The sequence below is a fragment of the Arthrobacter sp. Hiyo1 genome (assembly GCF_001263615.2).
Taxonomy (GTDB): domain Bacteria; phylum Actinomycetota; class Actinomycetes; order Actinomycetales; family Micrococcaceae; genus Arthrobacter.
Genome location: NZ_DF952469.1, coordinates 846,339 through 858,840, shown reverse-complemented (window position 1 = coordinate 858,840; position 12,502 = coordinate 846,339). Strand labels below are relative to the sequence as shown.

The 12,502-nt window shown below is 63.6% G+C and carries 13 protein-coding genes and 4 pseudogenes; 13 read left to right on the top strand and 4 right to left on the bottom strand.

Features of this window, described 5'->3' with window-relative positions; genetic code table 11:
* The 3 genes and pseudogenes from AHiyo1_RS08245 to AHiyo1_RS08235 all read right to left on the bottom strand — a co-directional run.
* Window positions 1–498, bottom strand: a 498-nt coding sequence (locus AHiyo1_RS08245; protein WP_172465528.1) for an ABC transporter ATP-binding protein, incomplete at its 3' end; no start/stop codon positions are given.
* A pseudogene (locus tag AHiyo1_RS08240) lies at window positions 495–2,104 on the bottom strand (ABC transporter permease). The gene AHiyo1_RS08245 and the pseudogene AHiyo1_RS08240, both read right to left, overlap by 4 nt.
* 4 nt (window positions 2,105–2,108) lie before the next feature.
* Window positions 2,109–3,167, bottom strand: coding sequence for an iron ABC transporter substrate-binding protein (locus tag AHiyo1_RS08235; RefSeq protein ID WP_059388232.1), 1,059 nt, complete (start codon window positions 3,165–3,167; stop codon window positions 2,109–2,111).
* A gap of 217 nt (window positions 3,168–3,384) precedes the next feature.
* Between AHiyo1_RS08235 and AHiyo1_RS08230 the strand changes: the two are divergent.
* The 10 genes and pseudogenes from AHiyo1_RS08230 to AHiyo1_RS08185 all read left to right on the top strand — a co-directional run bounded on the left by AHiyo1_RS08230 (window position 3,385) and on the right by AHiyo1_RS08185 (window position 9,985).
* Window positions 3,385–4,133: pseudogene (locus AHiyo1_RS08230) on the top strand (ABC transporter permease).
* 89 nt (window positions 4,134–4,222) lie between these two features.
* Window positions 4,223–4,477: a flagellar FlbD family protein gene (locus AHiyo1_RS08225; RefSeq protein WP_059388231.1), complete on the top strand. Its 255-nt coding sequence runs from the start codon at window positions 4,223–4,225 to the stop codon at window positions 4,475–4,477.
* A gap of 3 nt (window positions 4,478–4,480) precedes the next feature.
* Window positions 4,481–5,308, top strand: coding sequence for a motility protein A (locus AHiyo1_RS08220; RefSeq protein ID WP_059388230.1), 828 nt, complete (start codon window positions 4,481–4,483; stop codon window positions 5,306–5,308).
* Entirely contained in the window at window positions 5,305–6,102 is a 798-nt protein-coding gene (locus tag AHiyo1_RS08215; RefSeq protein WP_059388229.1) for an OmpA/MotB family protein, read from the top strand. Before AHiyo1_RS08220 ends, AHiyo1_RS08215 begins: the two co-directional genes overlap by 4 nt.
* A gap of 82 nt (window positions 6,103–6,184) precedes the next feature.
* Window positions 6,185–6,574 (top strand): annotated as a pseudogene (locus AHiyo1_RS08210) (helix-turn-helix transcriptional regulator); the annotation flags it as partial.
* Window positions 6,575–6,798: 224 nt separating this feature from the next.
* Window positions 6,799–7,209, top strand: coding sequence for a TOBE domain-containing protein (locus AHiyo1_RS08205; RefSeq protein ID WP_059388228.1), 411 nt, complete (start codon window positions 6,799–6,801; stop codon window positions 7,207–7,209).
* Window positions 7,206–8,016 (top strand): annotated as a pseudogene (gene modA, locus AHiyo1_RS08200) (molybdate ABC transporter substrate-binding protein). The gene AHiyo1_RS08205 and the pseudogene modA overlap by 4 nt, the downstream one beginning before the upstream one ends.
* A 66-nt stretch (window positions 8,017–8,082) precedes the next feature.
* Window positions 8,083–8,493, top strand: a complete 411-nt coding sequence (locus AHiyo1_RS08195; protein WP_059388226.1) for a VOC family protein — start codon at window positions 8,083–8,085, stop codon at window positions 8,491–8,493.
* 94 nt (window positions 8,494–8,587) lie between these two features.
* Entirely contained in the window at window positions 8,588–9,262 is a 675-nt protein-coding gene (locus AHiyo1_RS08190) for a GAF and ANTAR domain-containing protein (protein ID WP_059388225.1), read from the top strand.
* Window positions 9,263–9,271: 9 nt separating this feature from the next.
* Complete coding sequence (locus tag AHiyo1_RS08185) at window positions 9,272–9,985, top strand: GAF and ANTAR domain-containing protein (RefSeq protein ID WP_059388224.1); 714 nt, start codon at window positions 9,272–9,274, stop codon at window positions 9,983–9,985.
* Window positions 9,986–10,007: 22 nt separating this feature from the next.
* Here AHiyo1_RS08185 and AHiyo1_RS08180 read toward each other — a convergent pair whose 3' ends face one another.
* Window positions 10,008–10,313: a hypothetical protein gene (locus AHiyo1_RS08180; RefSeq protein WP_059388223.1), complete on the bottom strand. Its 306-nt coding sequence runs from the start codon at window positions 10,311–10,313 to the stop codon at window positions 10,008–10,010.
* Window positions 10,314–10,463: 150 nt separating this feature from the next.
* Between AHiyo1_RS08180 and AHiyo1_RS08175 the strand changes: the two genes are divergently transcribed.
* From AHiyo1_RS08175 to fliO, 3 genes are all read left to right on the top strand, one after another.
* Window positions 10,464–11,360: a flagellar motor switch protein FliM gene (locus AHiyo1_RS08175; protein WP_059388222.1), complete on the top strand. Its 897-nt coding sequence runs from the start codon at window positions 10,464–10,466 to the stop codon at window positions 11,358–11,360.
* On the top strand, window positions 11,357–12,100 hold the full coding sequence (fliN, locus tag AHiyo1_RS08170) for a flagellar motor switch protein FliN (protein WP_059388221.1): 744 nt from the start codon (window positions 11,357–11,359) through the stop codon (window positions 12,098–12,100). Before AHiyo1_RS08175 ends, fliN begins: the two co-directional genes overlap by 4 nt.
* Window positions 12,101–12,502 (top strand): flagellar biosynthetic protein FliO (gene fliO, locus AHiyo1_RS24585; RefSeq protein WP_084784414.1); only part of this gene is annotated, 402 nt, incomplete at its 3' end.

The window sequence follows — 12,502 nt, the reverse complement described above, 5'->3', positions numbered from 1 at the left end:
GCCTCCCGAAAGCTGGTGGGGGCGCCTCTTTGCCATGTCCGCATCGAGGGAAACCATGTCGAGCAGTTCCTGGACACGGGCTTTCACGGCGCGGCGGCCGCCGTCGAGCGCTGATTTGTCCAGTCCGAACGCGATGTTCTGCCCCACCGTAAGGTGCGGGAAGAGCGCGCCGTCCTGGGCCACATAGCCAACATGCCGCTTGTGGGCCGGTACCCAGATCCCGTCCCCGGCCACCTTGTTTCCGTTGAGGCTGATGGAGCCGGTGTCCGGGTGTTCAAAGCCGGCGATCAAGCGCAGCAGGGTGGTCTTGCCGGATCCGGATGGACCGACGATAGCGGTGGTCCCACCCTTGGCCACGGAGAGGTTCACGCCCTTCAGCACAGCCTGGGAGCCGAAGTTCTTGGTGACCTCGGCGATGTCCAGATGCGTGTTGGTGGTGGGGGCCACCGAAGCCGCCACGCGGGGTGACGGAAGCCTTGAGGGGGATTGTTCGGTCACTGTCCGGCTACTTTCTTGGACTGTTGGAAAAGCAAGTACGTCATGGGGGCAGACAACAGGATCATGAGCAGGGCATACGGCGCCGCGCCTGAATAGTCGATCTCGCTGCTCTTGCTCCAAAACTCGGTGGCCAGGGTGTGCGTGCCATTGGGGGACAGCAGCAGCGTGGCGGTCAGCTCGTTGACGATGGCGAGGAACACCAGCGCGGCCCCGCCGGCGGCGGCCGGAGCTGTGAGGCGCAGCGTCACTTTCAGGAAGGACACCAGGGGGGCCTTGCCGAGCGATTGTGCGGCTTCGTCGAGCTCCTTGGGAGCCTGGGACAGCCCGGAGCGGATGTTTACCAGGGCCCGCGGCAGGAACAGCAGTACATAGCTGCAATCAGGACCCCGGAGGTCTGGTACACGCCCGGGACCATTCGGATGCTCACGGTGACGAAGGCAAGGCCCACCACGATGCCGGGCAGGGAACTGGTGACGTAATTCGAGAGCTCAAGCATCTTGCTGAACCAGCTGGGGTGCCGCACGGCCAGATAGGCCATGGGGAAGCCGACGACGATAGTCGCCGCTGCGCCTACCGTGCCATAAGCGAGGGTCTGGAGGAGAGCCGGAAGGAATTCGTCGGCCGACCAGACGCGGGCGCCACCGGCCACTACCCAGCGCAGGACAAAAAAGATCGGCAATCCGAAGGCCAAAACGGTGAGCGCAAGCAGGGCGAGCTGGGAGGGAAGCTGGTAGTGGTGCAAGGGAAGCCTGGTCGGCTTGGCCTGCGCGCCGGAACCGATACGGGCATAGCGTGCGTTACCGCGGCTCCTGACTTCGGCCAGGAGCAGGATGAGGCAGAAGAACACCAGGACGCTTGCCAACATGTTCCCGGCAGTGCCGTTGAACGTGGATTGGAACTGGGTCATGATCGCGGTGGTGAACGTGTCGAAGCGGATCATCGCGAACGCGCCGTATTCGGCCAGCAGGTGCAGCGACACCAGGAGTGCGCCACCGGTCATCGCAATCCGGAGTTGAGGCAGGACAACCCGGAAGAAGATGGCCCACGGTCCCAAGCCAAGGGAGGCCGCGGACTGCTCAATCGCGGGGTCGAGACGCCCCAGGGTCGCAGCCGCGGGAATGTAGACAAGCGGGAAATACGACAGTGTGGCGATGAGTACGCCGGACCAGATGCCCTCCAGCGAGGGAACGGCGGTCACCCACGCATAGCTGTTGACGAACGCCGGGATGGCCAGCGGGGCCGCCAGGGCCACGGCCCACCACCGGTGCCCTCGCAGCCTGGTCCGCTCCACGAGCCACGCGCCACCGACTCCCAAAACCAGGCAGATCGGCACCGTGAAGACCACCAGCATGACGGTGTTCAGGAGCAGCTCGCCAACGCGCGGCCGGAAGATGAGTGCGACGGCGGTGTCCCACCCGGTCGCGGCCGTCATGTAAGCGACGTACCCCAGCGGGATGAGCGAAAACAGTGCGATCAGCACGGCCAGGAGGGATATTGCAGAAACGCCGAAAGGCGGGCGGGGGCGCTTGCCCCTGCCCGCCGTCGTCGCGCTCGCCGAAGCCTCGGGAACTTCCGGGGAGAGGCGAGCCGATAGATCAGTGGTCACAGAATTACAGCAGTCCTGCCTTGGTCATCAGGTCGGTGACCTTTGCGGAGTTCAATTTGGCCGGATCCACCGTGGGAGCTTGCAGATCCTTGATGGGAACGAGTTTAGCGTTCGAGTCGACGTTGGAAGCGATCGCGTATTCGTAGGAGGTCCCGTTCTTGAGGACTTCCTGGCCCTGCTTGCCGGTGACGAACTTGATGAAGGCCTGGGCAGCTGCGGAGTTCTTGGAGGATTTCAGCACGCCGCCGCCGGAGACGGACAGGAAGGCGCCGGGGTCCTGGTTCTTGAAGAAGTACGGGGTGACGTTCTTGGAGTTCTCGCCGGTCTTCGCCTGGTCGCCATAGTAGTAGTAGTGGTAGATCAAGGCGGCGTCGATTTCGCCGGCGTTGACGGCTTTCATGGCGGTGCTGTTGCCCTTGTATGCCTTGAAGTTGTCCTTCATGCCCTTGAGCCACTCAGTGGTGGCTGCTTCGCCCTTTTGTTCGAGCAGGGCGGCAACGATTGCCTGGAAGTCAGCGCCGGACGGCGAAGCAGCCCACTTGCCCTTCCACTCCGGCTTGGCCAGGTCCAGCATGGACTTGGGCAGCTTGTCGTCGCTGATCTTGGTCTTGTCGTACACCAGGACGGTGGAGCGGGCGGCGATGCCGGTCCATTTGTTGGTGGACGGACGGTACGCGGCCGGGACCTGGTCCACAGTGGCCTTGTCGATGTCCGCGAAGAGGCCGGCGTTCTCAACCTGGGCCATCGCTGGGGAGTTCTCCGTGAGGAAGACGTCGGCCGGGGATGCCGCGCCTTCCTGGATGATCTGGTTGGAGAGCTCGGTGTCGGAACCCTGGCGGATGGTGACCTTGACGCCGGTCTGCTTGGTGAACGCGTCCACCCATTCCTTGGTCAGGGTGTCGTGCTGGGCGTTGTAGACGGTGATTTCGCCACCCACTTTAGTGGAAGTAGCAGCGGACTCGGGGGCTGCGGAGGAGGCGGTGCCGTTGCCGCAAGCGGCCAGGCTCAGGGCTGCAGTGGCGGCGAGTGCGATGCCGGCCAGCGCATGTGCGCGGATCTTCATGAGGGCTTCTTTCTGCGAGCAAATCCAAGGGAGCCCGGGGGAAGTGGGTGCGGGCTCACAGCTTGAAACTTTAGGTTAGCCATACCTAAACTTCCATCCAGAATGCCCTATTGTGACGGGAATCACATGTATTACGCAAGATTTACATGACCTAATGCATGGAGGTGGTGTGTCGTCGGTTGAGCGAGTGCCTTGCGGCAGTCGATAAGCTGGCTCCATGCCCGGTCTCGCCGAATTCCTGCCGACCTTCCTCGGCGTCGGCGTCCTGATGGCGGCCACGTTGGCACTGCTCTTGGCGTTCCGCGCCCCTCACCCTTTCGCTCCCGCACTGGCCATCCTTCGCGGAGCCGTGCAACTCGCCGCGATCAGTTTTGTTCTGGGCGGTGTGATCACCAGCCGCTATGGGTCGCAGTAGCCCTGCTGGTGATGTTTGCCGTGGCCGCGATGAGTGCCACGCGACGCATTGGCTGGAGCCTTCATCATTTGGGCTTGGTCAGCGGCTCCATGGCCGCTGGCATCGGAATGACGCTCGCCGTCATTTTCGCGACGGGAGCCATCGCGTTCACTCCCCGCTATGCGCTCGCGATCGGCGGGATCGTCATTGGCAACGGCATGACCATCGCAGTCCTGGCCGGCCGGCGCTTCAAGGAATCCGTTTACGAGCACTGGGAGGAAGTCGAGGGTTGGCTCGCGCTCGGTGCCACCCCGAGGCAGGCAACCCTTGATCTTGCCCGGCGGAGCGTCTATTCGGCCCTGATCCCGTCAACCGATCAAACCAAGACGACGGGACTTGTCACCCTGCCCGGCGCGTTCGTCGGGGCGATTTTTGGCGGGGTTTCTCCCTTTGAGGCAGGTCGCTTCCAGATCGTGGTGCTCGCGGCGATCATGGCGGCAGGTTCCATCACCGCCGTCATGATCATCGGAATCCTCGCGCCGGTACGCGTGCGCCCAGCGACGCTGCGCTGACACTGCCTAACGGGAGCGAGCCTCCGGCCGACAGTAGGAACTGAACCGCACTCCTACAAGCGCCTCCCTACCTAAAGCAGAAACGGCCCATGATCGTTGTCACCCGCCTGAACGGCACCAGCTTTGCCGTGAATCCGGACATCATTGAACGGATCCACGAAAGCCCGGACACCCATCTGGTGACCCTCGACGGCGCTACCTATGTTGTGCGCGAAAGCCTTGCGGAGGTCGTGGAACTAATTGCGAACTACCGCGCCTATATTCTTCGGCGGGCACAGGACCTCCCCACCGTCACGGGCTATCCCTTGAGCCTCGTGCGCACACCGGACCCGGACGGAAGGTAAGCCATGGATCCCTCAACAATAATCGGCCTGTTCCTGGCCTTCGGCTCGGTGGTCGCCATGGTGACCCTCGAAGACGCCAATCTCATGGCCCTCCTGCTTCCCGCGCCCATGGTCCTGGTTTTCGGTGCCACCCTTGCCGTAGGTCTTGCCGGGAACACGTTCCGCGATACCGTGCGGGCGTTCAAGGACCTCCCCAAAGCGTTCAAAGGAAAGACCGACAAGCCGCAGGACAGTATCGACCAGCTGATCAGCCTTGCCGAGAAGGCGCGGAGCGAGGGGCTTCTCTCCCTCGAAGAGGCGGCCGCGGACGAGAAGGATCCGTTCGTGGCCCGGGCCCTCCAGAACATCGCCGACGGCACCGATGCCGAAGAATTGCGCATCCTCATGGAGGACGAGATCGATTCCAAGATGCGCAGCGACCACGTCTCCGCCAAGTTCTTCGCGAGCCTGGGCGGCTACGCGCCGACCATCGGCATTATCGGCACCGTGGTATCGCTGACCCACGTCCTTGAAAACCTCTCCTCACCCGATCATCTGGGACCAATGATCGCCTCCGCTTTCGTGGCCACGCTTTGGGGTTTGTTGTCCGCGAACTTCATTTGGCTGCCGTTCAGTTCGCGGCTCAAGCGACTGTCCGAGCTCGAAATCGAACGCATGACCCTCCTGATGGAGGGCCTGCTGGCGGTACAGAACGGGACCCAGCCCCTCCTGCTCGCCGAACGGCTCCGCGCCATGGTTCCCCCGGACCGCCTCGGCAAGGCGAAATCCGCAAAGAAGGGCGACGACGACGAAGCCCGCCCCGGCAAATTCGCTTCGTCCAAGGCCGCATGAGGTCGCGGCGCCGCCGCGGTTCACCTCCGGCGGAAGAACACGTCGACGAACGCTGGATGGCTTCCTATATGGACATGGTCACGGTGCTCATGTGCATGTTCATCGTGCTCTTCGCAATGTCCACCGTGGACCAGGCCAAATTCGACAAACTCCGCAATTCTCTCGCCACGGGGTTCGGCACGGTGGCCAGCCAGAAGGTGGACACCGCCAGCGGGACGGTCGTTCCGCCGGAATACACCAGCGCCGACGCCCAGGGATTCTCCAACTTGGACCTCGCACTCAAGGAAGCGGCCCGGCTCACCGCTTTGCGCGACGACATGAAGTCCAAGCTCGACGCCGCGGGGCTGGGAGCCAATGTGCAGTTCCAGATCAACGAACGCGGACTCACCGTGAAACTCGTAGGATCGCAGACCTTCTTCGAACCCGACCGACCGGAACTGACGCCCCGCGCGAGCCAGGTCCTTGGAATGATCGCCCCGACCATGGCGAAGGCGGCCCTTGAAATCATGGTGGAAGGCCACGCGGCCAACGGAGTCACCTCATACCCCTCTACGTGGGAGCTTTCTTCCGCCCGCTCCGTCAACGTCCTCCGGTACCTCGTCGACCATGGAGGAATTTCTCCAGGGCACATCGGCGCCGTTGCCTTCGGATCCGCCAGGCAGGTCAACGATGATTCCACCGAGGCGCTGATGGAACTCAACCGCAGGGTCGACGTCGTCGTCCTCTCGGACCGGCCCGAAGTGGTCCGCGCCCTGATCCCCGAGGCGCTCAAGGCGAGGGCCGGCGGCCAATAGCGGCCGGTGCGCTTGTCGCGGCGGTGACGGGACGGCGTCGGGCACCATGGAAGTGACGGGCGTGCCGAGGTACGCTCGTGGCATGACCCCGGAAGACATCGCCCGGCTCACGTACTTGCGCAAGGCCCGTGACCTGATCGACCGCGAGTACGCCAAGCCTCTCGACGTACCCACCATGGCCAGCCATGCGTTCATGTCACCGGCGCACTTTTCGCGGCAGTTCCGCGCCGCCTATGGCGAGACCCCTTACAACTACCTCATGACCCGCCGGATCGAGCGCGCGATGGCGCTCCTGCGCGGCGGAATGAGCGTCACCGACGCGTGCATGGAGGTCGGTTGTACGTCACTTGGCTCCTTCAGCTCGCGGTTCACTGAACTCGTCGGCGTGCCGCCGAGCACATACCGCGCCCGCGAGCACCTGGCCGTGGCTGCCATGCCCGCGTGCGTCGCAAGATACGTACGCGGCCCAGCCGAAACGAAGCCAGCAAGCGTCTGGAAGCGCTGGCGGTCGGCGCAGACTGACTCAGGCCGTAGCCGGCCACGACTTCAGCAGAGGTTTCGCCCCGATGGGGCGGGACCTCTGCTGCGTCCGGGACGTCCACTAACCCGGGCAGAGCGCCGCCGGAAATACGGGTCACATTTGATTTGCGGAAGTTTCATAGCGTCACCACCGCATTTGAGGATTATTCTGAAGCCATGCCAAATATTCGAGTATCTGAAGCGGCCCGGTTCCTCGGCGTCAGCGACGACACCGTCCGGCGTTGGACCGAGAACGGCATCCTGACTCCGGTCAAGGATGATTCAGGCCGGCTGGCCGTGGATGGGCTGGAACTTGCCCACGTCGCGCGGGACCAGGCCCAGCTGCCCGAGGATCCCACCCGGGTGGGCCGCTCGGCGCGCAACCGTTTCGTCGGCCTGGTCACCGGCATCACGGCCGACAAGGTCATGGCACAAGTGGAACTGCAGTGCGGTCCCTTCCGTGTCGTCTCCCTCATGAGCAGCGAAGCGGTCCGCGAGCTCGGGCTCGAACTCGGCTCGGTCGCCACAGCCGTGGTCAAGGCCACCACGGTCATCATCGAAACTCCCCAAGGAAAGAGCACCATATGAGGATCATCCCCAAACCTTTCGCCGCGGTGCTCGTCGCCGGCGCTCGCGGCCGGCATGACAGGCTGCGGTTCAAGCACTCCCGCAGGCACCGCAAACGGCGGATCCGCCAGCGCAAGCGAAACACCAAAGCTCTCCGGCACGGTGACGGTCTACGCGGCTGCCTCGCTGAAGGCAACGTTCACCAAGCTGGCCAGCGAATTCGAAGCTGCGAACCCGGGTACAAAAGTGGCCCTGAGCTTCGCCGGGTCTTCTGACCTCGTCACCCAGATCACCCAAGGCGCTCCGGCGGACGTCTTTGCCTCGGCTGACACGAAGAACATGGGCAAGCTTTCCGACGCCAAGCTGCTCGACGGAACGGCCAAGAACTTCGCCACCAACGTCCTGACCATTGCCGTCCCGCCGTCCAACCCGGCGTCGATCAGTTCCTTCGCGGACCTCGCCAAGCCGGGCGTCAAGGTGGTGCTCTGCGCCAGCCAGGTACCCTGCGGCTCCGCGGCCCAAACCATCGAAAAGGCCACCGGCACAACCCTGAAGCCCGTCAGTGAAGAGTCTTCCGTGACTGACGTCCTGGGCAAGGTCGCCTCAGGGGAGGCCGACGCCGGACTCGTCTACGTCACCGACGTCAAGGGCGCAGGGGACAAGGTCAAGGGCATCACTTTCCCGGAGTCGGACAAGGCCGTCAACACCTACCCGATCGGCACCGTTGGCACCAGCAAGAACAAGGACCTGGCTGCCGCGTTCATCGCCTTGGTGACGGGAAGCGAAGGCAAGAAGGTGCTCGGCGACGCCGGCTTCGGAACGCCGTGACCCTCCGGAAAGAAGCGAGCAGGATTCAAGAAGCGCTCGTCAACGCCCCGGACTAACGTCGTTGCCATGACTATTTCATTGCAGTACTCACATATCACTGTCAACGATCCCGACGAAGCGCTCACCTTCTACCGGGACGCCCTCGGCCTCGAGGTGCTCAACGACGTCGCGCAAGGCGGATTCCGGTGGGTGACTCTCGGCAGCAAGGACCAGCCGGGTGTTGAAATCGTGCTATCCGAACCGCATGCGGGCCGGTCCAAGGCCGACGGCGACTCCCTCCAGGAGCTGCTCACCAAGGGTGTCCTAGGGCCGATCGTCTTCCGCTCCGACGACGTCGACACGCTCTTCGAGAAGGTCAGGGCGTCCGGCGCGGAGGTCATGCAGGAGCCGATCGACCAGCCGTGGGGTCCCCGTGACTGCGCCTTCCGCGATCCTTCGGGCAACATGGTGAGGATTTCGCAGGCTCCGGCCGCGTAGCTTGGTCTATTCTTAGCGGTGAAGAGCAGCTGTTCCGGTTCCGCGTTCAACCGGGTTCTGCCGCAAAGGAAGATTCGGGGATCTGAGGCTCACCATGGATGCTGGCGCTGAGCTCTGTACGCCGTTTCTGACCCAGCTACCAGTCAGCGGTGCAGCCGTGTCCATGTTCGGCGGGGCCGCGTCGGAGACCCTCGTGTGCGCTAGCGACAAACTGGCGGCCAAGCTTGATGAGCTGCAGTTTGATTTGGGGGAAGGTCCAAGGTGGGAAGCCTTGCGCACCAAGCTCCCGGTTCTTGTCCCCGATGTGCGAAATTCGCATCCGTACTCGTGGCCGGTTTTCAGCAAAGCAGTCCTGGAGACCGAAGCTGCGGCGCTGTTTGTGTTCCCGGTGACCCTGGGCGCTTTGGAGCTCGGGGTTGTGGAGCTCCACAATACGAAACCGGGGAGCCTGAGTTACGCCGATTATGCGACAGCATCGGTCCTTGCCGGCCAAACGGCATGGCATTTGTTGCGAGGGGTTCTGTCGGTGAACTCGCCCGACACAAACCCCGCCGTGGAAGCGGCGTTGATGTCCCGGCGGGAGATCCACCAGGCCACGGGAATGGTCCTGGCACAATCAGGGAGTTCCGCTGCCGATGCACTTTTGTTGATGCGTGCACACGCGTTCGCGCATGCGCTGACATTGCGCGAAACAGCCGAGGCAGTGCTGCAGGGACGCCTGAGTTTTGCCCCGGGGAATGACGCGCACGGCAGCGGCGGTCTGCAGTAATATGGCGACATGGTGACGACAAGCCGCGCCGAGCGCGTCAGCGCGGCCTTCGTAAAGATCACGAACACGTTGGTCGCTGACTACGACGTGCTGGACTTGCTCCATGCGCTCGTCGAGGCATCCGTGGATCTGCTCGATGCCGCCGCCGCCGGGTTGCTGCTTGCAGATCCTCACGGCGAGCTGCAAGTCCTGGCCTCCACCAGCGAGCGAAGCCAGCTGGTTGAAATACTCCAGCTGCAGGCGGGCTCCGGTCCTTGTGTTGAGTGCTACCGGACAGGAACGCCGGTGGTCGTAGAGGACATAGCGTCCTTGACCGGCCAATGGGACGAATTCCGGGCGGCCGCCCTTTCGCAGGGATTCCGTTCTGTCCACGCGGTACCGATGCGCGTTCAAGGAAGAACCATCGGAGCCATGGGTCTATTCGGCGAACGGTCCGGCGCCCTGACGCCTGAGGACGTTGCCATCGGCCAAGCGCTGGCGGACGTTGCGACGATCGGCATCCTGCAGGAACGCACCATCCGCGAATCGGCGGTTGTCAACGAACAGCTTCAGCGCGCCCTGAACAGCCGGGTCCTCATCGAACAGGCCAAGGGGGTCATTGCCTACACTGCCGGAGTCAACATGGAAGAGGCGTTCGGGCGCTTGCGCTCATTTGCACGCGCCAACAACCAGAATCTGCATGACACGGCAGCGCGTGTCATCAACCGGACCCTGACTCTATAAGCGGCAAAGACCGTCCGCCGAGCTAGGGTCTGGTAACCGGGCGAATCCGGAGAAATTCCTGGTGGGACGCTAATTCGATGCCCAGTGCTGCCGCCGAAATGTCCTCGAGAGCATCCATCATCGATTCGAAGGCAGCCCCGTTTCCGGGTTCCGAATTCTCATCGCCGAATTGGATCGACCGGAAGAACGTAAAGCGCGCCACTTTTATTTTTAGCTCCGCGATGAGTTCGTCGATCTCCGCCAACGGGTAATCCCGCCAAGCTTCGGACTCTGCTGTGGCCGCGGGACGCCGGGCGTGGAAGGTGCGGGTGCTGGGGTCGCCTGGCATGATGTGTGATGTCCTCCTGGAGCGTGCGCCGACGATTGGCGCTGCCAGGGTCCAGGGCAACACACCTAGCCTATCCGACATGCCATCACGCGGAAAGGCTCTGACACATAGTCCCTTACCCCTGCACTTTCCTTGCCGATAGTGGCAACCGTGAGTGAACAGGAAGATCAATCGGCGGGACGGCAGCGCACCGTGGACGTCTATGACTTCCGCAGGCCCACCACCTTGCCGCGACAGCACAGCCGCGTCCTGGAAGTCGCCTTCGAGACGTTCGCCCGCCAATGGGGAACACAGCTGACGGCCAAGGTCCGCGTGAAGTCCACCGCGACCCTTGAACAGCTCATCATGCAGAGCTACGACGAATACGCCGCATCCCTCCCTTCGGTCACGGCGATGGTGCTGTGCCGCATTGAGGGCAGCGAATCGCGGCTGGTCATGCAGTTTCCTGCCACGGCGGCATTGTCTTGGGTCACCCGCATGCTGGGCGGGGCCAGCGAGACGGCGGTCCCGGATCGTAAGTTCACCCAGATCGAGCAGTCCCTCATCAGCCGCATGGTGGAAGACGGACTCGAGGACCTGAGCTATTCCCTTGGCGCCCTGTTGACCACCCCTGTGCGCATGGACGTTATCCAGTACAACTCCCAGTTCGCCCAAGCCGCGGCTCCGGCAGAGCTCATGATCGTGGCCTCCTTCACCGTGAAGGTGGGCGAAAGCCTTGCCGTAGCCAGCCTCGCGATTCCCGCCGACATCCTCCTTTCCGGTCTTGGCGACGTGAATCCCACTGTCCACAGCCGCGACGCCGAGGCGCTTGTCCGCGCCCAGGTCACCCAGGTGCCGGTGGACGTCGCCATCCAGTTGAGCCCCACTCCGGTGACGCCGGCGCAGATCCTGGGCCTCGCCGTCGGGGATGTCATTCCGCTGCCGCACCTGGAGAACCGGCCGTTCGACGTCGCCATCAACGGCACCCGCCTGGCCACCGCGGCACCGGCCCGTAACGGCTCCCGTGCAGCCGCCGTCATCGTCACAATCGAGGAGAACCAGCGATGAGCATCACCCTGACCCTGCACGAGTCCGCGGCCGAGCGTTTGGCGATGCAGCTGCCGACCCCTGCCACGCTGCGCGTCTCCGGCATTGTCCCACCCCAGGCTGCTGCGCCATATGCACCCCTTGCGATCACCGCCACGTTTGTGGGCGCCGTGACTGCGGACTTCGCACTCATCCTCACCGACCGTTCCTTCCTTGCCGCTGCCGGCGGGTTGAACGGCGTCGTCTCCGGCGGAGTCGTGTCCGTCGTTGACGTACTGCGCCCCGCGATTGAACACGCGGCTGACGCGTTCGACGCCGGCGTGCTGGGGGAGTTGCGTGAAGAAGACGCCACCGGACTGCTGTCCGACTCCGAAACCGCTGTTTTTGAATTGCGTCAATCTCCCGCGTCCGACGGCGGGCAGGCATTCGGCTGGTTCGCCGTGCGGGTCCGCGAACACGGGACCGTCCAGGACGCGGCCGCCGCACGGAACGCCCAGGTGGGTGCCGTTTCGTCACGCCTTGGACTGATCAGCAACGTCGAAATGGCCCTCACCGTGGAAATCGGCCGCACCCGCATGTCCGTGCGCGACGCCCTCGCCCTGGAACCGGGCAAAGTGATCGAACTGGACCGCTCGGCCGGCGCACCCGCGGACGTCCTCCTCAACGGACGGCTGATTGCCCACGGTGAAGTGGTCGTCGTGGACCAGGACTATGCCGTGCGCATTACCCGCATCCTGGACGTCGCCGAGGGAATCTACTAGATGGATTCGCTCATCCTCGGGCTGCGCGTGCTCGTGGCCTTGGGTGCGGTGCTGGGGCTCATTTGGGTCCTGCAGCGCCGCCTTCTCAAAGGAAAGGCCAAGGGCCGACGCCGGGCCAACACCACGCTGACGGTGGTCAGCCGGCAGAGTGTCGGACAGAAGGCCTCCGTAGTGGTGGTCGACGCCGGCGACAAGCGTTTCCTTTTGGGTGTCACCGAGCACGCCATCAACGTCCTGCATAGCAGCGACGTCCCCGGGGAGGTTCCGGAGACCGCTCCCGCACCCGAGAGTTTCGCCGACATCTTCCGCGACGCCGGTGGCGCGGCACGAGCGGACAACGAGCCCCAAGCCGGTGCATTTGAAGGCAGTGCATTTCAAGCCGCTGCATTTCAAGGCAGCGCA